Source organism: Thainema salinarum CENA647 (genome assembly GCF_057732415.1).
Window position 1 is genome coordinate 3,463,502 of the sequence record NZ_JBYJZJ010000022.1, and the last position, 23,840, is coordinate 3,487,341.

The window sequence follows — 23,840 nt, forward strand, 5'->3', positions numbered from 1 at the left end:
GAAGAGTGGCGATTGCCTCAAGGGAGGCAAGGCGATCGCACAGCTTCTATAAAGAAGCTTATTTATGCTTTTGGCACCGTAATAAACTTACTAGGCCATGACCGACTACCCGGCTGAATGGTGCGAGTGTTATAGCGCTGGCCAGCCCAGTTAGATTCAGAAACCAAAATTGAGCCATCCGCATTAATGCGCTCCACAACGGCTACATGACCTACGCTGCCAGCGCCACCTACATTAGCCTCCCACAATGCAATGGAGGGAACTTGTGGACTGCCCACTACCCGTGCTCCTCGGCTAGCAGTATTATCCCAGGTGCCAGCATTGCCCCACATACTATCCAGTGCATACTCGCTGTAGCCTAACTGCAACATACGACCATGGGCATACCATGTGCAGTTCTTACCCTTAGCAGGAAAGGGATTGTTACTGGTATATTGAGGGCGATTACGCCATTGATCAAATTCGCCTAAAGACATCACAGGCGCAGACTGTCCGCCTGGGGGAGGATTGCCCCCGCCAGGATTGTTGGTTCCTTCCTTCACGTAGTAGGCCGCAACATAACCAGTTTGGTTCCCGACTTTTACCTTGTACCAATCGGTGCGATTATTGGGGTAATACGCGCCCCCAGATACTTTGGCGAGAATGGTCAAATTGGTGCCGTTGGCTAACGTGCCCAGTTTCGTAGCACCAACGGATGGGCCAGTGCGGAAATTCAAGCCAATCGAAGAGTTAACATAACCCGGCTTATTGATCGGTTGCGCTTTATTCAGCCAGTTATGGGAGGATGATAGCGTTTGTTGTTTGCTTCCATTAGTACCTGAGGCATAGATCGGCTTGCCGCTGGCAGAATACACCACCAAGTTGCCGTCTCCCTGGATGGCAAAATAGGAGCCCGGATTTCCGGCGGTATCCGTCGCCCAAAGCGGCTTCGTTCCGGCATAAAGCACCACGTTGCCATCCGCTTGCACCACGAAGCGATCAGCTCCCTTAGTTTCTGTACCCGTTGCCCATAACGCTTGACCAGCGGGGCTATAAAGCACTAGATTGCCGTCTCCCTGGAAAATAAACTTATACCCGGTTGAGGTGATCCATTCCTGGCCGCGCCCAAAAGTGAGATTACTGTTCCCAGGTCTCAGCCGCACCGTGAGGGGACGAGTATTGGACTGCAAATCGACGTAATAGGCCGCGACATAGCCAGTTTGGCCATTCACCGTCACCTGATACCAGTCGTTGCGAATAATGTTTGTCCCTGGCAGCGTGTAATTTCCCCCTGTCACCGACTTTAAGACCTGCATGGTGGTGCCTCGGGGCAATGTGTCCAAAATGGTTGCTCCCACGAAAGCTTCAGTTCTAAAGTTCAGTAGGATAGAACCGACGTTAGCATTCACCGTGCCAGTACCGAGCGGCTCTGTGATGCCGAGCTGCTCCGGCGAGACGTTATCGACTGGGCCATTCGGCACTGAACCCGTGACCGCACCTGTGAAGAATTTTTCAATTCCACGAGCGACGGCGGTTGCGGCTTTTTCCACATTGGCGCGACTCATGCCCGGCGCATCAATAAATAAGGATTCCACCAACACGGCGGGCACCGTAGCGGGGGCATTCCGTAGTACGCCTAAATTCATAGTTTTGGTACCACGGTTCGGAATGATCGCATCCGGGAAAATGTTATCCAATTCACTGTTAATTGCCTGTGCCAGGTTGGCATTTTGCGGTGGTGAGCCAGGTTGAGACAACACTTCATGTCCTTGCGCCTGATTATTAAACGCATTTTGATGGAGCGAGACAAATAAATCTTGCCCCGCTGCCCGCTGTCCAATTTGCGCCAGAGATAAGGCTTCATCCAACACCGTGACGGTTGCACCCAGTTGCCGCAAATGTTGCGCGACTAAATTGGCCTGATGCAAATTTTCCACCGCTTCAGTGGTGCCATTGCCGACCGCACCTGGATCGAAGCCCGTGTTGCCAATGCCGTGACCTGGATCGAGCAAAATTTTCTTACCGCTCAGGGTCTTGGGCATTTGCTGGGGCGAAACTTCCCCCGGATTCACGGGTGCGGTGCCGGGGCCGACTTCCGGTGCTTTGGGGTTGAGTCTCGTATCGGGCTGCGTGTAGCCCCGGTCAAAGATTCGCCGGATGAAGTCGAGCCAAGGGGCACTTTGATAGCGATTGAACACGTTGAGAAAAGCGTTGAATGCCGCTTCTCGGGCAGCCTCAGGCGAGACTGGCGTCACCGGGCTAGGCGTGGGAGTGGGATTTGTGCCAGGAATGTAGACGACTTGCCCAATTGGGAGGTTGGTCACTTCTCCTGGCTGAAAGGGAATCTGGCCAGCCGCATCCCTGGTGAGCTCTTGCCAGCGACTGCCATCCCCCAGTTCGCGTCGGGCAATACCCCATAGCGATTCATCATCCTTCATTTCATAGGGATAACGAGCAGCGCGTTCCATTGGTGTAAAGATTCCCTCACCACTCCAGGTCGTAGGGAGCGATCTCAGGTCAGGCGTGTAAGGTTCTCCCTGGGTTGCCCGCGCCAAATGCACCGCTGCGGCCAAGTTCAGAAATCCAGCCCCCGTCTCCGAATCAGCATTCACCGCATTTAGATCAGTGGCCGTCGTTTGCAGAATCTCAATCACCTGGCGATAGCTCAGATCAGGATTCGCTGCCCATACTTGCGAGGCCGCACCCGTCACCTTTGCCGTGGCAACAGAGGTGCCATACATCATGTCGACACTATTACCCACAGTAGATAACACCGGGGCTTCCAAGTTACCACCATCGGCCATCAGCGTGAGCGCGTCACCAGAGTTGGAATAGCTGGCTCGATCCATTCCTTGCCAAATCGACGTTTGTCCTTTGACTGTTTCCGCCGCACCCACGGTCACAATATTGTCAAACTGTTGTGAAGCCTGTCCCAGTGCCGACATGGCGGCACCGTCGTTACCCGCTGCGACCACCACCAATACGTTATTCTGACGGGCATATTCCAAAGCCGCCATTTCCATCGGCGTGAATTCATAACGAGTGGTTATCTCTCCTGTGGGGCTGACTTGGGTTAAGTCAAGGCTGAGATTCGCGATCGCTGTCGGCTGACTCGATTCCTGCGCCGCATCAACAAACTCAATCAGTGACTCCGCCCAAGTTCCCGCCCCGATGCCGCGACCGATCCAAACCGGTGCATCATCATTGATCCCATCAATGCCCAGGCCGTTATCCTGCTCGGCGGCGATCAAACCCAGGATGTGGGTGCCGTGCTCATTGCCTTCACCTGGTACCAGGAAGGGATTGAGGTCGCCATCCACGCGATCAGAACCAAGTGTGACATTGGAATAGTCAATGTCTGGATTATTGCCATTGAATCCGGTATCTATAATGCCAATCAGTGGTTGATCTTCAGGAACCGCATCAACTAAAACATTACTAGTTAAAACATCTAGAGATGGCAATTCTTCCGAAATCAACTCAGTATCTGCAATAGGTTGATCGCTGATCGTAACGGAAGAAGCGGACTCGACGACTTCTGTTTCTTCGGGAATATCGGGTGTGATATAGGGTTTAGCATACTCCACTAACGCTTGCCCCAGATCTGTTGTGTTCCGCCAATCATCAGCTGGATCGACTACTTCATCTAATAAAGTTGCTTTACCTGTAGCTCCTCGAACTTGGAAAATTAGGTCGTTGTAGTCTTTGTCAGACCCTAGATCCATGCGCTGATCTTCGAGGACAAAGGTGTTGCCGTCGCCCGTAACATCAACAAGTTGGCCAACATGAAAGGCGTCATCTGGGTTGGCTGTTGACATGGAAAATAGAGGTGTTTGACGGCCACTAACGTCTGGATTCTCAAAAACCTTCTCAACAGTGCTGTTAGGCACTAACATGACACCGAACTCGTCACCTGGGCGCATTTGGAATGTTTTAGCCCCCAAATAATCGTCCCGATTCCAGTCTTTTGCTTCTCCTAAAGAGCCACTAAAACGAGCACCTTCTGTGCGATCTCGGATGACAATGTGGCCTAACTCAGAATCGCTCAGTGCACGCCGAGCGGCTTCCTGAATAAAGTCTCCTGATCCTGGTTCAAACTTATCCATGCCATCAAGGCTAAAGATGGCCAGTTCACCCTCATAGCGACCACCGTCAAACAGAAAGTCAACCGTCACCTCTCCAGAGTCATCAACCGTGAAAACCCCAGATGTGAAAGGCTCCTCGACAAAATTAATATCGCTGGGCAGCTCCGAAATAAACGTTACATTATCTGTCTCAGTATCAAGCGTCTCATCAATATATGCTTCGGTACTAGCGTCTATATCAAAATCATCGACTAAATCGATGTCTTGATTTGATAAATCTGTTGTTTCTTCACCAATATCAAATGGTAATCCGCTGGGTGTCAAAATAGGTTCTAAAACAAATGCCTTTAGCTTGGGAGTTTGGCGGGAGTGCTCTTTCCGGTTCATTGATATTCTCAACTTGTTCATGGGTTTGGTTGTTCAGCTCAGCCGTCCCGTCAGCCTCAGCACTGAAGCCATATAAGTCGAGCGCTATTAGCTTTGGGCGTATGGTACTTGCTGAACAAATTGTCAAAAGCTGTATTGACTTCCAAGTGACGAGGTGGATGTCTTGCTATGGAATCGCTTGGAAAATCCTGTTCTTTATCTATTTCTGAATTACTGAGTGAAATTATGCAGACTCGCGAAAAATTATTTGCGATCTGATCGGACAACGTCTGCAAAGTGCAGAAAACTTACCTATAACTTAGTCCGTTCTTTACAGATCATCCTTGTATATGTAGTGCTATTGAAGTTGTAGTGCTAGATTCAATCAAGCTGCAAGTATATTAAAATACAATTTATTGAGTGTATATACTGACAAAATGCGGGCAGATCGAGTATCGTGTAAAGGATTTGCCTGGAAATCAATTGGGGGATGCTGCATAAATGAGCAATCGCAAACCTGAGAACACAGTAGAGACGCTTAAGTCTACTGCTCGTTCAAATCCATCTGATATGAATGAAGATGAACTACTCCAGCATCTTGCGCTCGAAGCGCAGCGCTATCCTACTTATAGTAAGGAGCGTAGTCATGCATTAGCCCAACTGTGTGAAATCGTTTTGCAGTCAAATCGCCTATATCGCCCTCGCGCTGTGTCACGAGTTATTAGCTTTCAAGGGGCGGATGATGAGATTTGGCAAGTTGCCGTGCAAGAGCTGATGGTTTACATATGCGATCGCATTGACGATTACAGACCTAAGCGAGCAAGCGTGATGACCTGGCTCAACTTTCTGCTCTCGCGACGTTTTTATACTATGGCACTGAACCAGTTCCAAAATCCCAAAGAACAACGGGTTCCTAAACGAACGCTATCCGATTTAGATACAGACCCGATTGAAAAACTTCCAGCGAATGAACCGAATGAGAATATACAGCAATCTAACGATGTTCGGCAGCTAATTGAAAGTGATCCCAAGGGTATGTTTAAAGCGGCTCATGTTGAAGGTTATCCAGAAGCTAGCTTCCAATTGATTGTGATTCATAAATTTTTTGAAGGCCGATCTTGGCAAGAATTATCTGATCAACTCAATATCCCAATACCCACGTTAAGTAGCTTCTACCGTCGTCAGCTAAGCAAGTTCCTGCCGCTAATTCGAGAATTACTTTTATAAGTCTAGATAAAGACATAATCGCAACCTTTCTACTGTGTCCCGCTATGAAACTTGATCTCGCTTCAATCCAACCGACTATTTTTCTAAGTAATCGCGATCGAAGTCGCGCCGAAGAGTTCTTACAATATTACAAACACAATAATCCGCTCATTGCAAAACGGGCTTACATTAATATTCTTGCCGTTTGTGCAGTAGAGCAATTTCTACAGCGTCTAGGCTTTGAGACTGATTGGACTCTAAGCGAAAGTCGTGATCTCATTAGCCATCAGTTAGCAGATATTGCAGATCTATATGTTGAAGGAATTGGCAGACTCGAATGTCGTCCAGTATTGCCGAACGAATACAGCTTGAAAGTTCCACCTGAAACATGGTGCGATCGCGCTGGATATATTGCAGTCAAGCTCAACCAAGATCTAGAACAAGCTACTATTTTAGGATTCTTGCCAACAGTTAATGCTGAATCGATTCCACTTGAAAACTTAGGCTCCACAACCGATCTATTTAAACTACTAGAAAGCGCTCAGCGCCGGTCTAATCAGCATCCTACCCAAAATCAATCTGTAAATGCTGATATTGCCGCACAGGGTGGCCCACCTGTGATTCATATTCAGCAATGGCTACAGCAGCAAATCTCGGTGGGTTGGGAGTTTGTTGATACCATGATGGGCAGTCTGATTACGCTGGAACAGAGTTTTTCTAGTTTAGCTACATTAAGTTATCGAAATCACACAAGTTCTGATCATGATCAATACCTTGATATTACCTGCCAACGCAAACAAGTTAGTTTAGGTCAACAAGCTGTTTGGCTTACGCTAAAAGTAGCAAGTTTATCAGCAAACCAATTTCGTTTTGAACTTAGCGTTCATCCATTAGAAAAATTAAGCCATTTACCTAATGGCTTGGTTCTTAAGCTACTTAACGAAGCTGGGACATCGGTTATGCAAGCACAAGCTTTAGATGCCACTCCGTTTTTATCTTTTTCTAATTTTACGGGCGAAATTGGAGAGAGTTTTAGTGCCGAATTGACTTGGCAAGATATTAATCACAAAGTTTTTAGCGATATTACTGCATTCGTGATCTAAAAAGTAATGCTACACAAACCAATTTATGAGCATGCGCGGACGAGTTAAGCTAGGCTTTGATGGCAACTTCTATCAAGGCTTTGAAATTGAATTAGAGCTAGGACAAGAAGGCCAGTTACCAGATGTCGTTTGTAAGGGATATTTGCCAGCTAATGTAGAGCTAGTCAGTAGGTTACATCAGTGGCGACAAACCTATCGAGGGTTATCTTGCACCACTAATCGGATCCAGCCGGGCCAGATTGTTTATGGTGGTGGCTCAATCCAGCAATATCAGGCTTGTCAGGAGTATGCCCAAGCACTATCTGCTGAGTTTCAGCAGTGGTTACAGGTTGACTCTTTTCGAGAAATCTGCGATCGCATCCGTGAAAAGCTTGATCCAGATGATGAGATTCGGGTTTTGCTCTCTACAGACAATCCTGAACTACGACAGCTTCCATGGCAGCAATGGAACTTGCTCGATCGCTACAGCCACGCAGAAGTCGCCCTCAGTCCATCGATTTATGAGCGCCAGTTTATACAGAACCAATCTTCTGACCATGAAGACGTTAGGATCCTAGCTATTATCGGCAACAGCACTGGAATTGACGTTGAGGCGGATCGGCATTTCCTGCAAAATCTGCCAGATGCAGACATCACATTTTTAGATGAGCCAAAGCCAGAAGAACTACAGGAGACTCTCTACAACCAGTCCTGGGATATTCTCTTTTTTGCTGGACATGGCTATACAGCCGAAGACCAAGGCTATATTCACCTCAATCCAACAGATCAGCTATCCATCAAAGAGTTAAAGCATGGGCTTAAAGCAGCTATCTCAAAAGGTTTACAGCTTGCGATTTTCAATTCCTGCGATGGTTTAGGACTGGCAGCTGATTTAGAGTTGCTGAACTTGCCGCAGCTTGTGGTTATGCGGGAGCCTGTGCCTGATAAAGTGGCCCAGCAGTTTTTGAAGCATTTCCTAAAAGCCTATTCAGCAGGATATCCACTGCACTTAGCCGTGCGGGATGCCCGCGAGAAGCTACATATCCTGGAAAAAGAGTATCCCTGTGCAAGCTGGCTACCTGTCCTTTGCCAAAATCCAACCGCTCAAGCCCCTAGTTGGAGAAGTTTACACTCTGGGGGGCGAGTCGCGGGTAACTTTATATCTGAATTTGTAAAAGCCAAAAAACAAAAAGTACAATATAAGTATTCAGAAAGCGCAAGTTTACAAAAAAGAATATTTATACTGATTTTAACAAGCCTGTTAGCGGCAGGATTTATTCTAACTAGCAGGTGGATTGGGTTACTCGAACAATATGAACTCAGTGCTTATGATAGTTTGATGCAAATACAATGGGAAAGACATCCTGAAATTACAGATGACAAAATTCTACTTGTATTAAATGATGGGGAAAATAGCTATCAGACTGACAAACAGATGGGGTTTCAGGAAAATCAATCAATCTCAAATCAAGCTTTTGAAATGGCTATCAAAAAGCTTGATGAAAAGCTTTCTCCCATAGCTATTGGATTCGCCAATCTACAACCAAAATCCATTGGAAATATTATTCAAGAGGATAAATACCCTTACTTAGTTGATAGGTTGAAAAGCAAATCTGCCAACTTGTTTACAACGTGCTCTGTTCCTACTGTAGATGAATATGGAGATAATTTTGGGAAAGGTAGAATCTTAAACGCCAATCAATATCACGTTGGATTTTCCAATTTTTTGAAAGAGCCTGTTGAATCAGTGCTTCGACGACAGCTTATTGAAACAGGAAGTATTCCAGGCTCTTCTGAATGTGTTCCACCACCTGACATGAAAGATATGCTTTCATTTAGTGCTTTGCTCGCACAATTTTATCTAGGCGAGATAAAAAAATTTGAGATTGGCTTGCAAGGAAAATATAAAGAGTTTGTTTTCGCTAAAGACTCCTATACTAAAAAAATGAATCGCCTTAGAAAGCATTCTGGTGGATACGCTTCTATAGATACAGGTAACTATCAAATGCTATTGAATTATAGAAGGACGAGGGATATTAAAAAACCTACCCTTCAAATCAATTTGAAAGATCTTCTTGAGGATAATATCTCTAGAAAAGATTTAAATCGCTATCAAAATAAACTTGTCTTGATAGGCACAACAACACCAACTGACGGAAATTCTACTACTGTTACAACACCTTTTCGAGATTCAAGGAATCGAAGAATTGAGATACCTGGTATAGTTGCAAATGCACACATGATTAGTCAATTAATTCAAGGAATAGAGGCAGGAAGACCTTTAATCTGGTGGTGGAGTGAATGGCAAGAGGCTATTTGGATACTTGCTTGGTCTTTGTTAGGTAGCTCAACACTTTTATTTCGGAGAATCAACTTAATATATATACTTTTATTTTCTATACTATCTATCTGGATTTTGTTCCTAATTTGTAACCTGATGATGGCTCGTGGAGGCTGGATTCCGTTTATCCCTGCTGTACTCGCGTTTATCTTGTCTCAATGTATGCTTTTCACGCTGCAGAATTTTGTATCAAAACAAGAATATACAAGAACATAGGAGAATTGAAAGTGAAGATATTTTCTAGTGGATTATTTGTTATTACTTTTCTAATAACCACAACCGTTTATGATGTAGAAGCACATGCCGAAATATATACTCCCCTGGAATTTGTACCTAAAACAACAGGGAGTTCAGGTAGCTCTCAGGATACTAATCCAGGTGGTAGTCCTCAGCCCACATGTTTTGAAACTGATGTCAACTGTATCCCATTTTCTAATAAGCCATTAACGGCTGTAGTAAACGTTCCAGAAGATGACAGAGATGCAACATTTGATATCCATAATTTGCCTACTGTCTGGGGCCAGACTTTTCTCAATGAACCAACTATTTTCGTATATCTTCCTTACGAGAAAGGTGCTTTTAATGCTTTAATGTTTTCCTTGATTGATCCAGATGGCCAAATAGTCGTACCTAGACAGCCAGTTGATGTTTATGGTACTCCAGGTGTTATAGGAATAACTTTTCCTAGTGGTAATACTCTTGAACCAGGTGTTGACTATCGATGGACTCTAACAGTTGAATTTGTGCCTGGTGGAGATTCTTCTGATATAACTGTATCTGGTCGCATTCAACGAGTTGATTTAAATGAAGATATGCAATCTGAACTATTAGGAGCTTCTTCTTATGATCGTATAAGAATGTTAGGTCAGTTGGGTTTATGGTATGACATGCTATCAGAATTGGCCTTTGTTCAGCACGAGCATAAAACCGAGTGGGTTCAGCTGCTTCGAGATGCTGGCCTAGAAGAGATTGCCACAGAGGAAATAGTTGATTATTTTAGACTTCATAGCCAACTTCCGACTAACAAATGATTAGCCCAATAAACAGGTTGAACATTTTCATTGATAAAAGTTTTAGCACTCTCCTGCAAAACTTTTGCTTTTGTCCAATTTGGATTATTTAACCAGACAGAATAAAATTCTTTCACAAGCCATGTACTTTTTTGATCCTCTGCATACCAGAGTGACGCGACGGAGCTTCTTGCTCCAGAAGCAATGGTTATACCAGCCATTCCTAGGGGTGCCCTTGCATCTCCTCTGGCAGTATTACAGGCACTAAGAAATAGTAACTCTATTGGGTTGGGATTGTTTTGCTCTCTGATATCTAACAAATTTTTCATTTCGTGCGTAGTAACTTTCTCCAATTGCCCAGTTAAGATAAAGCTTTTCTCTGGTTGGGAACTGATTTCTGAGTGAGTTGCAATATGCACAATAGGGAACTTACTGGTTAATAGCGCCTGTTGAAAGTTATTAATCGAGAATTGTTCATCAACAAAAACTTTTGATTGATGGGCAAGGTTTTGAATATCTTTAGCTTGATCTCTTACTGATGGTAGTGGATTGACTCTAAGTTCTCTATTCCCCTTTGAAGAAACTCCTACTAGGATATTTAAATCTTTGGTGTTCGATCTCTTTGGTTGAAAAAGCTTTAAGCTTGGTACTGCTACAGTAGCATAATCCTCGATTAGGTATCTGTGTGTGTCCGGATTAAATAATGCAGCTGTAGAAAGTTGCAAGAGTTCATCATCTAAAACAAAAACCAAGGTATTGACATGGTGTTCATCCAAGTCTTTTGTAATAGGATTTATGAGTAAGGTATACAGATGGCTTCCGCTTCTTTTAATACTTTCTTGAAAAGAGGAGTCTTTTTTCTCAAGCAAACTCCTAAATAAATAAACCTCTTTTATTAAGTTCTTTCTTGGTGGTGTAGGTATTTTGTAGTAGAGCAATCTTTTGGTGTCCGCAAACTTAATCACCATATCCACATTATTGTCAAAAACAATTGTGTAAATGAAAGCTGATTTTTCATCCTGCTCTTCAACTATTTCATCAACTTCCTCTAGCTTTGCTTGAGTGCAAGATCTACGCAAATAATTTTCAATTTCAAGAAGATGAAGAGAATCAATGATTTCGCGAGTTTGCCTGAGGTTGGCTTGAGTTGGTTCTTTATCCTTTAGTAACAAGTTAGCTAACTCACGGTAAACAGGTTCAATATCTTTACGAAAAAAAAATTGAACATCAGGATTGAGTATCACTAGGTCGCGGCGAAGAAACTCAATGTCTTGCACTGCTGCTGTGTAAGCCGCGATCGCAGCTTCATTTTTTCCTTGCTTCTTTAGAATGCGGCCTAATTGCCATTGGAGACGATAGTCTAGCTCCGACGGGTTGCTATTTAGCGTTGTACGTAAAGCTTCATTTGTTGCTCGTAACGCATCTTCCTTAGCAGCACTGCTCTGTCGAGTAACCTCATATAAATGCCCCAAACTACCCCAAGCTTCACCTAATAAGCGTTTATTGCCAAATTCCTCTGTCTGAGAAATTGTATCAGCCATAAACTGTGCGAGTTGGCTGCTTGAAAGTGCTGACCAGGGCTGTTGGTTAACCAGTTTGGTAGCATGATTTGCAAATACTATTCTTGCCCATAGGTTAGAGCGATTAATAGGCAATCTGCCGAAATTGCTTAGTAAGTCAGTTATAAGAGAATTAGTTTCAGATGGATTAATATACTCCTGTAAACCGAGCTCATTCAAACGTATTTGGAAACTGAGCTTATTTAGTCGAGCTTGAATGCTTTGGAGATGTGTTGAAGCATTAGCAGCCGCTTTGCAGTAGTAATCTAGAACATTTATTATTTTAGAGTCCGACTTATCATTGTCAGGCTCATCGATTTCAAACTGATCATTTTTTATCCGTTGATATTCCTCGAAAGAACTTTGGTAGGTATTCCCTAATTCTAGATAGAAGGCGCTAAGACTCTTTGAAGACATCAAAGCTGTTTGACTTAGCATATTGTTAAGTACGCCGAAGGAAGACAAATGACTAGTATCATCACTCGATCCGAGTTGACCAATTAGCCGAAACACTTTGCTTAGAGAGATTGCAAGATCAACTTGTTCGTCAAGCGTTAGAACATTACTATTACTAAAGGTTTCATACAGGTTAGCTAGTAGCTGCTGAGATTCCAAATGATAGCCTATGTATTGCAGAGCACGGGCTTGGTTCAGCTGGTTCTCAAAAAGTAGATGGAGATGATTTGCTTTAGTGGAATCGTAATATTGTTCAGCTTGCCGCCAAAATGCGATCGCATCTTCAGTATTACCTTTCGAGTATTGTAGTTGCCCATATGTATCGAGGCTTTTGGCAAACCATAGAGGGTCATCAGGATTACTTGCAATGCGTCGCTGTTGCAGATCGTAACCTTGAATCGTTAAGCTTTCTGCAATTGTTGCCTGCGCTGCATCCCAGTCCCGAAGAGCTTGATAAGCCAAAGATAAGTTGTTGAGCAGCGTAACTCGGTTTGCTAGATCGCTAGTTTGAAAAAGTAGGGAATTCCAACGTGCGATCGCAGACTCATAGTTTTCCTGCTCATAGGCAGCAAGTCCTTCTTGATAAGCTACAGGTGGATCGGCAGCGTTTGCCTTGTAATTAGGTAAGTTGCCTGGTATGAACCAAAGGCAGCTCAAAATAACACCTAGCAAAAGCCACAAAACGAACTTAAGCCAATGGGAGCGGTGGATAACTGGCATAGTAGAACCCTGATCGAAAAGCGGTCTCAGAGAAAACAAGCCGAAAAATTAAACGGCTTAGGGAGACATTTCTAAGCATGCCCACTTTTCGTTGGAATATATAGGCAGTTCAAGCGAAGTAAGATTACTTTCCACCTGGATCTGCTCATCTTCATTTGGCCATTCAGTTGGGCTTACATGAGTAGAATCACTACTCAACGGTTCATTAATACCTAGCGCCAGTCCGCCTTTACCGACGATTGTGAAGGTAGAAGTGCGATCGCGCAAAATTTCTTCAGATGATGTCGCACCTGCTGCACAAGCACTGGCAATCTCTTCACCAGCAAACTCGTCAGATAAAAGTTCTGATTCTACGTTGTCTCTCAAGTTAATCTCAACTTTGCCGTCTTCTCCTGAGACAGAGCGAGCTGTAAAGTCGCTTTGTGGTGTACGACCTTCTTCAAGACGAACAAAATTGAGTGGGGTTAGACCAAACAAACCTAAGAAGTTTTTGAGAGAAATAGAACCTCCATTGCCGGATTCTGCATTGGCCACAACATCATTATTATGACTTAGGGGGCCAGGAGAAATAATTAATCCACCGCTCTGACTAAAATTGAAAAATATGTTTCCTCCATTAGCGTTACCAAAAGCCTGTGCCGAAATTTCATTGTTACAACAATCCATCAAAATCAGGGTCTGATTATTAAAAGTTAAATTACCCCCTGTAGCGGCAGAAGTGGTGGCGGCAATACTGGAGCCCGATCGCTGAACCAGCTGATCTGAATTCACCACAATATCTCCGGCAATGCCAGTTCCCGCAGAGTCGGTGCGAATACTTGCAGTGGTCAAAGTTAATGTATCCAATGCTGTAATGATGATGCTTCCAGCTACGCCATTACCATCAGCCTGAGAACTGATTTGACTGTTGGCCAAAGTGATATTTTGCCCACTCTCGAGGGTGACGGTGCCAGCTGTCCCATCCAGCGCATTTGTAGTGAGGTTGGTGTTGTTAATTGAAAAATCGCCAGCAGTCGTGAACCGTAGTGCGCCTGCATTTCCCGTTCCGGTCGCGCGGGAGGTGATTTGGTTATTGGTTAACGCAATGCCTTGTGTTCCAGTGCCCTGAATTGCCCCCGCTGTACCATTTACAGAATTGGTGGTCAAGTTCATTGCCTGAAGATTTAGGATGCCGGGGGTGGTGAAGGTAATGGTGCCCGCCTGTCCCTGTCCGGCGGTAGCGCTGGACGAAATCGTACTGGTTTGGGCATTAACGCCAGTATCGGCGGCAAGGGTAATGGTGCCCGCTTGTCCGGTGGTAACGACGGTAGAAATTGTCGATTGGTTTTGGAGGCTCAAATTGCCGTTGGTCGCGAGGTTGACGGCTCCAGCCTGACCAGTGGTTGCGGTTGAAGTCAGGGTTGTTCCGCTCAGGTTGATACCATTAGCCGCGTTGATGGCGATCGCCCCGGCTCGGTTCTCCTCAGCCGAGGTCGTGATGTTGGATTGCTGAGTGGTTAAGCCACCATTAATCATATCGATAGTGATGGTACCAGCGGTGCCTGTAGCCTGAGCGCTGGATGAAATTGTACTATTACTCGCGAGGTTGAGGCCACCATCAGCATCAATATCGATACCTCCAGCCTGACCTGTTGTTACTGAAGTGGAAATTGTGGCTTGCTCTTGCAGCTTCAAGGTGCCATCGACGGTAAAGCCAACTGTGCCTGCTTCACCACTGGTTGCGGTAGACAACACATCACTGTTAATAATGTCCACGTTAGCCGCCGTGACATTGACATTACCTGCCTGCCCGGTCGTCGTTTCAGTTGTGATGCGTGAATTATTTACAAGTGCCAATAAACCATTGGTTGTTAGTGTAACTTCACCCGCGTTACCCGCTTCTGTTGCTTCAGAAGTGATTTCACCATTATCGAGCGCGATACCGTCAGTTGAAGTGACTTGAATGTTGCCACCTGTGGTCGTTTCAGTTGTGCCTTGAATTGAACCACCATTCTGTATGGTCAGAGTACGAGTATCGATGGACAGATTGCCCGCATTCCCTGTCCCTGTCGCACTAAATGAAATTTCGCCTTGATCTTCTACGAAAACTTGATCTGCATTAAGTTCGATGTCTCCAGCTTCTCCTGAGCTTTGCGAGCTGAAAAATAGACGACTTGGAGAACCATCTGTTGATGCACCACTGACTTGGATGAGATCAGCATCAACTATTAATCTCCCGGCATCGGCATCGCTAATGCTCTGGGCTGATATATTTCCGCCGTCAAGAACTCGAAGTTGACGGGTTGAGAGGATAAACTCACCCCCACCAACATTATCGGATGCTGTCTCAAGAACCAAACTACTGGGAAGACTTGGGCCACTGCCACTAACCTCAATTAGTTCCGAAGCCTCGATTGTAATTCTCCCTGGCTTAACCATAGAATTTGAAGATTGACGACCAAGAGCACTGCCAGAAACTAGTGCCCCATCTCTCACTAATAATTCACGAGTATCAATTTCTAGAGAACCAGGACTTCCACTGTTAAAGCCAGCAAAGATAAATGCGCTAGGTAACCCAGTTTGGTCTGTTCCTAGTAGTTCGGTCACACCTGTCGGCGTATTAACTGTGATAGTTCCACCATTCCCGGCCCCTTGGCTTGCTACAGAAATAAACGGAAAGGCATTATTACGATTTGGATTTGCTTGCAGCGTGAGGTGATCTCCGTTAATAACAACATTCCCTGCATCTCCAGCGCCTAGAGTATTAGCAAATATATAGCCTTGATCCAAGAAAACTTCTGCTGCATTAACTGTTATAGTGCCGCCGCTCCCTTCTCCACGAGCTTGAGCCTTCAATGCTGAATCGCTTTGTACATTGGAAGGATTGATTAGCTCTAATCTGTTTGCCGAAATATTGATGTCTCCTGCTCCAGCTGTAACGCTTGCCTGGCTAGCTGTATTCGCTTCAGCACCGTCTTGAATTGTAATCGTCTCAGCAGCTGAAATATTAATGCTGCCAGTTCTAGCGGTGGCAGAACCTGGACTTGCCGTATTGACTCTAGCACCATCACGAATAATAATCGCCCTGCCAGATGCAAGATTAATGCTTCCACCTTGCATGTTGTTCGGTGCATTGCCATAGTTAAAACTGATAATGTCAGTAGTCCAATTCAGATCAGTATCAGTTCTGATAGTGACTGTTCCTCCCAATGCACCACTAACATCGATCGAGTCTGAAATAGCGATCTTTCCGGACGCTAGAAGGCGAACATTTCCACCATTTCTTGTAGGAAGCCCAGGGTCTAGCGGTCTTGCAGAGATACTGAAGCCTCTACCATTATCACCAACATTAATGTCTCCCCTAGAGTCAATCACAACTGAGCCTCCCCCATTTGCTCCGCTTATAGAGCTAATTTCTCCTGTTACAATATTGCCTAGGATTCCATTAGAAAAATATTGATTAGTGAGGAGAACTGTACCACCACGTAAAGGAGCTTGCGTGGGGATAGCAGTTTGAATATTACCCACTCTAATATCAGCACCAGTAGCCGGCGATAAAATAGGTAGTGGGTTAACAACCCCGAATATTGAATCACCAGGAAAGCCAGGTACTTGAGACCAGTCAATTCCCGCTCGAACATCTAGCGTCAAAGTCCCGTTTGGTCCATTACTACCGTCGATAGCGACCTCTGCCCCATCAGATAAGGGAACGTCTGCCAAACCTTGAATAAATTCCACGGGGTGGTTAGGGTTAATTGTGTCCGTGTCATCACCACGAGCATTAATGACAACATCACCTAATGTGACGCTGCCCCCAGCCAAAATATGAAGAGACGCAGCCGTATCAGCAGGAGTAGGGATATAGTCTGCTATCGTGACATCTCCCCCTGCCAAAATGATGGGGTCATTTGGACTCAGTAAATTGGCACTTTGGCCGGACAGGGTTTCCGTCGCGAAATGTCCGCTGCTCCAAAAATGGGCATCACCAACAATATCTCCATCTGAGCGGAGTGTTAGATTTTGCCCGGAAGCCAACCAACTATCCGGATGATTGAGCGCAAAGATATCAATTCCTTCATCGCCTTGAATCAAGAGGTTTCCTTGGGCGGTAGTTCGGAACGGTTGGTCTGTCGTATCACGAATTTGTACCGTCTGATTACCTAAGATATTGATATCAAAATTTGCTGCCAAGCTGCCTTGTAACTCAATCTGCTGTCCAGCTAGTGTCAAGTTACTCCCAACCGCCAACTGTCCCTGACTGCGTAGCACCCCGTTATTCTCCGGTGTGTAGTTCAGACGAAAGGGAAGATCAATTGTCAGCAAAGGGGGCGCTTGTGGATTGCTGGCGCTGAAGGCTGAACCATTGTCCCAGTTCAAGCTATCCGCGGTACTGGCCAGAAACGAACCTGGAATATCTAAGCGAGCGTTAGGACCGAAGAGAATGCCATTGGGATTCAGCATAAATAAATCAGCATTGCCCGCGACTCCCAAAGTACCATCAATGAACGAGGTGTTATCTCCAGTAACCCGAGTCAGGATGCGATCAACTGCATCTGGGTGTATAAAGTAGACTGACTCTGCTGTATTCACATTGAACTCAGCAAAACTGTGGAACAAATTTCCCCCGCGAATCGCGCCCCCTTCAATCAGGTGGGTCGGGGTTCCATTCCAAGATCCATCTAGATTAAGCAGCGATTGTTCGGCACCCAATGTATCATCCGGCACGATTTGTGCGATCGCAGGTTTCAGCCAATCATCACTCCCCACTAGCATCAGGTTAAACATTAGCAATAGGGAAAACCTGACAGGTATACTGCTGTGCCTACTAGGCTGCTGGCAAGACATGCGGATCGCCTCCGAAGATTACACCTATACTCCAAAAGAGTATCAAGAGAAAACTCGGTATTTTACGCATACACATCAAAGTTATTTGAAAGGTTTACACATTAAGAATCACCATCAGTATGTGAAGTTTCTATGAAGCTTGAGCCTAAATGCATATTGGATGGATGCGCCTCTAGATAAAAAAGCATGAGCATGTAAAAGCTTTTCATGAAAAGGCTTTAGGGAGGCTAAATAAGGCCAACTCAACGGCTACAACCTAAATTAATAAGGGTTTCCACTGAGCTTCTCTCATGTGACCCGGTTAAAAACTTGACTAACCCCCAATTATTCGGGTAGCCTATCTTATGTCCTTGCTTAAGTAATAATACGTAGTAAACCGAAAGTGTTAGTCACACATGAACGGTCTCTGCATCACAATACCTGAGTCTGGTTATGCTTCCCTGTTAAGTTCTTTTTTCTTTGCCGCTAAGCTTCTATCCATTTGAAAGGTCTCTTTAATATGAAGCATTTACCACTAAAACCGTGTGTTTTAATTGCTGCTAGTTTGGGATTTAGCAGCCTAGGCACATCGCCTGTAGCGGCGGCTGTGCTCCACAATGGTTGGCAGTACGCCATCGATGTAGGCTACGACAGTCTTGCTGGAGATGGTGCAGGTGGCGTAGTGGCAGGTGGCACCATCTATGAAGCCTATGGAATTGCGATTAAGGATGATGTTGAGAACAATACGGTTTGGGTAGGATTAAATGGCAATTTGCCAATCACAGGTCGCTCTGTACCTAGCAACGAAATTAACGGGTATCCAGTTCCTAACGGTAACGTTGGCTGGGGCGATCTATTTTTCGATTTCGTTAACACTACAGGGATTGATGGTTTTCGGCAATCTAGTGATAACAGTCAACTTTGGGCTGTTCGTTTTGCTGAAAACAATGACTCTGGCGTATCGGAGTTGGGGCTGTATCAGACGGTTAGTGGCATCGGTGTTTCTGACATCAATGCTGGCTGGTCAAATCTTTATTCCCACAACGTTATTGGAGTACAACCCCGTCAAGGGCTTGACGCATGGATGGGAGATTTAAGGTGGAGTGACGAGTATTACTCAGACTATAACTCTTCACGAGGCTTTATATCCGATCCTAGTACCTTTATGCCGAGTAACATTGGCTCTGGTACTAAAGTTGCAGATATTACTCTACGTAATCAGGCCGAGCTAGAGGCGGCTGGATTCGAGTCTGACTTCTTTTTTGAGGAAGGTTCAGAAATCTTTGGATTCAGCTTTGAAAAACCTCTAGGCTTTGTTGGTGATTTCATCGCGACTCTTCTATCTGAGTGTATTAATGACGGAATGGCTTTGCTTGGTAACTTTTTATCACCGGAACCACCACCGCCACCACCGCCGCCGCCAGAAGACTGCCCGGTTACTCTCGGTCAACTAAAATCATTGATTCCAGATGAAGAGATCGAGGGTGAGTGGAAGCGCTTTTACGATGTTGCTAGTCATAAATGGTACGATCCACCCGCTTGGACAGGCATGGAAATAGTGGCCGCAGAGGGAACACTGTTTACTCAAATTTTTGATTTTCCATGCGGCATTTCTAAAGAAGATCAGTTTATTATCGATTTAGATGGTTCAACTTTTGAGGTTGGGCCTGACACCAGTCTCAATTTCACTGACTTAGTCGGTGGACCAATCTCTAGCTTCAAAATCTTTTGGGATGAGTCGTTAGTTGTTCCCGGGGCAGATATACCTTTTGCAATTCAAATGGGTATGACTACGGAAACGGGAAGTTTTGAGATTAGGAATATCTCAGGTCCTCCACCAACAGTTCCTGAGCCTGCTTCTATAGCTGGTTTAGTTGTTCTAGGTGTGGCCGGTTGGTTTTCAAAGCGATGGTTCCGTAACGGGAAATAGACTGGAACAAAACAAACTTTTGGCTTTGCCCATGCCTTTTGAGTGGAGGTATGGGCATTAGTGTTGGTAGAAGCATAAGTACGTCAGAATGGGCTGATACTAAGGGAAAAGCGAAGACTGGAATCTCCAAGGGAATTAGCGGTATTGGTGAGGGGGATGCCGTAGTCGAGGCTAGCAGTTATGGCATCCGATCTCCACCGCAACCCTAGTCCCTTCGCAGCTAGCAGGTCTGCCGTAGGTTCCAAATCCCCATTATTCCAAGCCCAGCCCACATCGATAAAGGGTGCGACCTGCAATAAACCATTGCCTAGCTCAGGTACCCGCAGAATTGGGATTCGGAGCTCAGCAGAAAAAAGTGCTCCGTTATCTGTAGTGACTGCATCTCGACGATAGCCTCGCACCGTGCTAACTCCCCCCAAGGCAAACTGCTCCAACGGCACTAACGGGCGATCAGCAAACTGTACATTTCCACGCAACAGGAGCAGCGTGTCAGGTGCTATGCGACGTACGTATTGGCCCTGTCCCTGCCAACTAAAAAATCGGCTATCTGGAGCTTGCTCATTAATCGTAGAGTCAAACGCATCCAAGCCCACGTTAAACTGCGATCGCAGTGCTAAAGCCGAGTTGCGATCGCGTTGCGTCCAATCTTGAGTAAACCGGATAACTGACAGCCGTGTCCGGCCCTGTTCATCGCTACCCAAGGTTTGGAGCGGTATAGCTTGACCCAGCGTTCCTTCTAAAAACTCGCTTTTTGTTTCCCATCGAGACAGGGTCATGCCCAATGCTAGTTCTTGCTCAGGCGTGCGAACAATAGGATGACGCAGTGTTAAGTCGTAATAGCGCGACGTAGACTGAATGTCAAAAACATCAAACGGTGGTTGAATAATTTCGCTGTCACTGGTGGCATAGCTAAGTGACAGCGTTGTGTCACGTGGAGTAATAGGTATTGTATAGCGTCCAGTAAAACTGTTACTGCCGTCCGTATTGTCATACGAGAGCATCAGCCCGTCTCCGAAACCCAAAAGGTTCCCCTCTCGTAGCTGTACGCCCCGCTCCGTGCTACCAATACTTTCAGAGCGATTATTGTTAACATTGAAATCAGCTGCAAATGTGGGTGCTTCATTAACTTCAATTCGCAGCACCGCATCATCAGGCTGAATTCCCGGTATGAGTGTGGCATCAAAAGTTTCAATTAAAGGGTCACTTTGCAATAGACGCAACGCATCCTGTAATTTACCAACATCAACAGGTGTATCGATTGCTAAAGAGAGGCGCGAGGAAACATAGCTGGAACGTAACCGTTGTAATCCAGAAACTTCTATATTTGCTATTTCCCATTCTTCAACTTGGAGTACTAAAACCTTATTTTCGTCAACACGTACAACTGTTAGACCTGCAAGTAAATAGTTATTTTCACGATAATAATCATAGACAACTTGTGAAATCAGTCTAATTTCAGAAAAAGAGGCATCGCGATCGTTTAGTAATGGCAATTGTTCTTGAACCCTTTCTTGAATTACAGCAGTCAGTTCTTCATCATCAAATGCCATACTGCCTACCAGACGAAAACTAGTAAACGCTATAGCTGCATTTTCCGGTACTGGCACTGATTCATCAGAACTAGGAGACATTTGATCATCCTGCGGAAATAACTCTTCTAGCCTAGGCAGTTCTTCATCTTCTTCGATAAGGCTTGGGTCTGGTTCAAGATCTTGTTGAGGAGGAGTAAGAGAATCAGGTGGTAGAACCGGAGTCTGTGCAAATGCAGAGAAGTTGATACCTAATAGAAACAGAAAACTCATTATCAACGATTTTCTGATATGTTCACACAAAATTTTCATCGCTTACTTCCCTTGTATCGTATGTATCGTAGGAGATGACTTAAGACTGCCAACGGCTTATGTGACAGTACTACTTTGATTAATTTGTACATTGCTTATCCGTAAGCTTCCATCAAAATCAATCCACATAAATATTTATTGTTTATAAGCACTACTAACCTCTATCTACATAATCAAAAATAGTTCAAGGATTTTATGCAGCTCTATTAATTGAAATTACGTGCAGCACATCTAAAAGCACAGCCAAGACTCTGAAGCAGTGGTTTTTAACGTAACATTAAGAATCACTAAAAGATACTTTTTGCCAAAAAATAAAATGCTTTGCATAATTTTGAGGTGAGCATCGACAGGAATGATAAGAAGGTAGTTTTTTATGAAGCTGACAAGCAACCTATCTGCTTGCAACGTCAGATCTTAGATTTTCAGGTCTAGGATAGTACACATCCTGAAACCTTAAAGATTGTACCTTCCAGCGCCCAGTCTCAAGCCAAAGGTAATTCAACAGTTACAGGAGGCAGCTACCGATGTCTTCATTTTTTGATCCTCAACCTGTCCAATGGCTAAGCAAAGTCGATACATCAGATCTTGCCGTTGTGGTAATTGAGATCGCACCTCATCAGCCTGGAAGGGTTCACTGGCGATCAACATACTGGTTTGCTCAATTTGCTGCTGATGCTGATTTGCAAACCTGTATCTGTCCAGGCACAGTAGTCGCTGTCTTAGGGCGACGGGGGTTAACTTTACTAATTGCTCTACCGTGATTTTCGCTACTCTGCATAAATCTACTGAGCTTTACGTGAGGAGTATATGAACCACTACTCGGTAGCCGCTTGAATTCTATGAACAATCAATGGTACAAATTTATTCCGCGAGTTGCAGCAACTGCGATCGCAACACTCTCAATTACAACCTTTACTACCCAGCCAGCCTCTGCACTGAAGTTTTATCCAGAACAGTATCCTGACACAGTCTGGGATCCTTCATTTGTTACGCTGCCCACTCCTAGATCTAATCCACTAACTACTCCTATATCTAATCTACTACCCACTCAAATTTGGTATCCACGAGAAGACACGTTTACTCAGGAGCATAAGTCTTGGATTTTAAATCGTGCATCTCAAGATTTAGGTATTCCAGTCGAGCAGTTAGAGATCGCAGTTGCAGAACCTGTGAATTGGCCAGATGGCTGTGGGGGGTTTTATCATCCTGATATCTTCTGCTCAATGGCTCTTGTTCCAGGTTGGCGAATTGTTGTTACGAACCAACAGGAACAGTGGGTTTATCATGATGGCACTTTGAATCCGTATCCATCGGATCTAATCCCAGGTTCCAGAAATCCTACTTGTTTTGACGTAATCATTAGATTTCCTCAATCTTTTGAGTCGAAATGCGCATTATCGGGTGGCTCGCAGGAAAATCTAATCCTGCCAGATCTTACAGAGCCTAGACGATGGAATTTTGGTTGGGTGCCAAGCGGTCGCTGGTATGATCCACCTCTAGCATCAGGGTTTCAATATGAGATGACATCTAACTCTCTGTTTACGGAAATTTTAGGCTTTCCAATTGGAATTGACGGTGATGGTGTCTTTTCAGTTGCGGTTGGAGAACTAAAGCTGGGTCTATTTAGCATTCACGACCGGGTAAATTTTGTAGAGCTACTCGGCTCAGGTGTATCATCTTTCAGTATTACAGGGATTGGTCCACTAGTAGAAACTGATGACCCCCTGGCGTTTCCAATTTGGCTCAAGTTTGATACACCCGCAGCCAAGTTTTCAATAATTGCATTGAAAGAACCAGAGATATCAGAAGTCCCAGAACCCTCGTTCCTCATTGGATTGATCGGCCTAGCTGCAATCTCATTAATAAAGCTTAAAGACTAAGCTGCAGTAGCTGTATGTTGGAACTGAGATCGCAACTCATCTCAAATCTAGCCTCCTCAGTGTTTTCGCTTTGAATCTCTTGGGGTCCATTCCCCGCCGCTCTGCGGCGTAAGATCTAAGAATGAGTGAGTACATCCACAAGAGTCATAACGTAACAGTTTTGCTATACCACTTAGTGTTTCCAGCAAAGTATCGACGGGTTGTGTTTGATGAGCAAGTAGATGCGGTTCTGCGAGAGGTCTGCCTCGAAATCGAGAAACGCTACGAGGTGAAGTTTGTCGAAATTGGAGTGGACAAAGACCATGTCCATTTTCTAGTGCAGTCCGTGCCGACCTATAGTGTGACCAAACTGGTAACGATGCTGAAAAGTTTAACTGCACGAGAAGTCTTCAAACGATGCCCTCAAGTGAAGCAGAAACTTTGGGGAGGCGAGTTTTGGAGTGATGGATATTTTGCGAGTACAGTAGGCCGCCACGGGGATGAAGGAATGATCGCCAAATATGTTCAAGCCCAAGGCAAAGATTACCTCAAATTGCATCGGGATAATCAACTTGCTCTTTTTTGATTCTGATACCCCGTCCG

At 44.9% G+C, this 23,840-nt stretch carries 12 protein-coding genes; 8 read left to right on the plus strand and 4 right to left on the minus strand.

From position 1 onward, the window contains the following. Nucleotides 1-62 precede the first annotated feature (62 nt). Nucleotides 63-4,451 (minus strand): S8 family serine peptidase, encoded by a 4,389-nt coding sequence (locus tag AC286M_RS22010; protein ID WP_488206430.1) that lies wholly within the window; start codon nucleotides 4,449-4,451, stop codon nucleotides 63-65. Between the two features lie 480 nt (nucleotides 4,452-4,931). Between AC286M_RS22010 and AC286M_RS22015 the strand changes: the two genes are divergently transcribed. Genes AC286M_RS22015 through AC286M_RS22030 form a run of 4 tightly spaced genes read left to right on the plus strand, consistent with a single transcriptional unit; the run spans nucleotide 4,932 to nucleotide 10,090 of the window. Next, complete coding sequence (locus tag AC286M_RS22015; RefSeq protein WP_488206431.1) at nucleotides 4,932-5,657, plus strand: sigma-70 family RNA polymerase sigma factor; 726 nt, start codon at nucleotides 4,932-4,934, stop codon at nucleotides 5,655-5,657. Nucleotides 5,658-5,701: 44 nt separating this feature from the next. Next, complete coding sequence (locus AC286M_RS22020) at nucleotides 5,702-6,739, plus strand: DUF1822 family protein (protein ID WP_488206432.1); 1,038 nt, start codon at nucleotides 5,702-5,704, stop codon at nucleotides 6,737-6,739. 25 nt (nucleotides 6,740-6,764) lie between these two features. Beyond that, a complete protein-coding gene (locus AC286M_RS22025; RefSeq protein ID WP_488206433.1) occupies nucleotides 6,765-9,275 on the plus strand; it encodes a CHASE2 domain-containing protein in 2,511 nt (836 codons plus the stop codon). A gap of 11 nt (nucleotides 9,276-9,286) precedes the next feature. Continuing rightward, entirely contained in the window at nucleotides 9,287-10,090 is an 804-nt protein-coding gene (locus AC286M_RS22030) for a DUF928 domain-containing protein (RefSeq protein ID WP_488206434.1), read from the plus strand. Here AC286M_RS22030 and AC286M_RS22035 read toward each other — a convergent pair. Further along, nucleotides 10,063-12,804, minus strand: a complete 2,742-nt coding sequence (locus tag AC286M_RS22035) for a CHAT domain-containing protein (protein WP_488206435.1) — start codon at nucleotides 12,802-12,804, stop codon at nucleotides 10,063-10,065. The genes AC286M_RS22030 and AC286M_RS22035 overlap by 28 nt on opposite strands. 57 nt (nucleotides 12,805-12,861) lie before the next feature. Next, nucleotides 12,862-17,628 (minus strand): two-partner secretion domain-containing protein, encoded by a 4,767-nt coding sequence (locus AC286M_RS22040; protein WP_488206436.1) that lies wholly within the window; start codon nucleotides 17,626-17,628, stop codon nucleotides 12,862-12,864. Nucleotides 17,629-18,127: 499 nt separating this feature from the next. Here AC286M_RS22040 and AC286M_RS22045 point away from each other — a divergent pair, with 499 nt between their 5' ends. Beyond that, on the plus strand, nucleotides 18,128-19,537 hold the full coding sequence (locus tag AC286M_RS22045) for an XDD3 family exosortase-dependent surface protein (RefSeq protein WP_488206437.1): 1,410 nt from the start codon (nucleotides 18,128-18,130) through the stop codon (nucleotides 19,535-19,537). A gap of 83 nt (nucleotides 19,538-19,620) precedes the next feature. Here the strand turns inward: AC286M_RS22045 and AC286M_RS22050 are convergent, their stop codons facing one another. Next, nucleotides 19,621-21,378 (minus strand): ShlB/FhaC/HecB family hemolysin secretion/activation protein, encoded by a 1,758-nt coding sequence (locus tag AC286M_RS22050; protein ID WP_488206438.1) that lies wholly within the window; start codon nucleotides 21,376-21,378, stop codon nucleotides 19,621-19,623. Between the two features lie 524 nt (nucleotides 21,379-21,902). On the opposite strand from AC286M_RS22050, the gene AC286M_RS22055 reads away from it, so the two are divergent. The 3 genes from AC286M_RS22055 to tnpA all read left to right on the plus strand — a co-directional run bounded on the left by AC286M_RS22055 (nucleotide 21,903) and on the right by tnpA (nucleotide 23,823). Then, complete coding sequence (locus AC286M_RS22055) at nucleotides 21,903-22,139, plus strand: hypothetical protein (RefSeq protein WP_488206439.1); 237 nt, start codon at nucleotides 21,903-21,905, stop codon at nucleotides 22,137-22,139. Between the two features lie 78 nt (nucleotides 22,140-22,217). Beyond that, nucleotides 22,218-23,258 (plus strand): DUF8738 domain-containing protein, encoded by a 1,041-nt coding sequence (locus AC286M_RS22060; protein ID WP_488206440.1) that lies wholly within the window; start codon nucleotides 22,218-22,220, stop codon nucleotides 23,256-23,258. Nucleotides 23,259-23,379: 121 nt separating this feature from the next. Further along, a complete protein-coding gene (gene tnpA / locus AC286M_RS22065) occupies nucleotides 23,380-23,823 on the plus strand; it encodes an IS200/IS605 family transposase (RefSeq protein ID WP_488202591.1) in 444 nt (147 codons plus the stop codon). Nucleotides 23,824-23,840 lie beyond the last annotated feature (17 nt).

Bases quoted from the DNA above. Each gene is read 5' to 3' on its own strand.
- AC286M_RS22010 (WP_488206430.1), bottom strand. From the start codon at position 4,451: ATGAACCGGAAAGAGCACTCCCGCCAAACTCCCAAGCTAAAGGCATTT.
- AC286M_RS22015 (WP_488206431.1), top strand. From the start codon at position 4,932: ATGAGCAATCGCAAACCTGAGAACACAGTAGAGACGCTTAAGTCTACT.
- AC286M_RS22020 (WP_488206432.1), top strand. From the start codon at position 5,702: ATGAAACTTGATCTCGCTTCAATCCAACCGACTATTTTTCTAAGTAAT.
- AC286M_RS22025 (WP_488206433.1), top strand. From the start codon at position 6,765: ATGAGCATGCGCGGACGAGTTAAGCTAGGCTTTGATGGCAACTTCTAT.
- AC286M_RS22035 (WP_488206435.1), bottom strand. From the start codon at position 12,804: ATGCCAGTTATCCACCGCTCCCATTGGCTTAAGTTCGTTTTGTGGCTT.
- AC286M_RS22040 (WP_488206436.1), bottom strand. From the start codon at position 17,628: ATGTCTTGCCAGCAGCCTAGTAGGCACAGCAGTATACCTGTCAGGTTT.
- AC286M_RS22045 (WP_488206437.1), top strand. From the start codon at position 18,128: ATGAAGCATTTACCACTAAAACCGTGTGTTTTAATTGCTGCTAGTTTG.
- AC286M_RS22050 (WP_488206438.1), bottom strand. From the start codon at position 21,378: ATGAAAATTTTGTGTGAACATATCAGAAAATCGTTGATAATGAGTTTT.
- AC286M_RS22055 (WP_488206439.1), top strand. From the start codon at position 21,903: ATGTCTTCATTTTTTGATCCTCAACCTGTCCAATGGCTAAGCAAAGTC.
- AC286M_RS22060 (WP_488206440.1), top strand. From the start codon at position 22,218: ATGAACAATCAATGGTACAAATTTATTCCGCGAGTTGCAGCAACTGCG.
- tnpA (WP_488202591.1), top strand. From the start codon at position 23,380: ATGAGTGAGTACATCCACAAGAGTCATAACGTAACAGTTTTGCTATAC.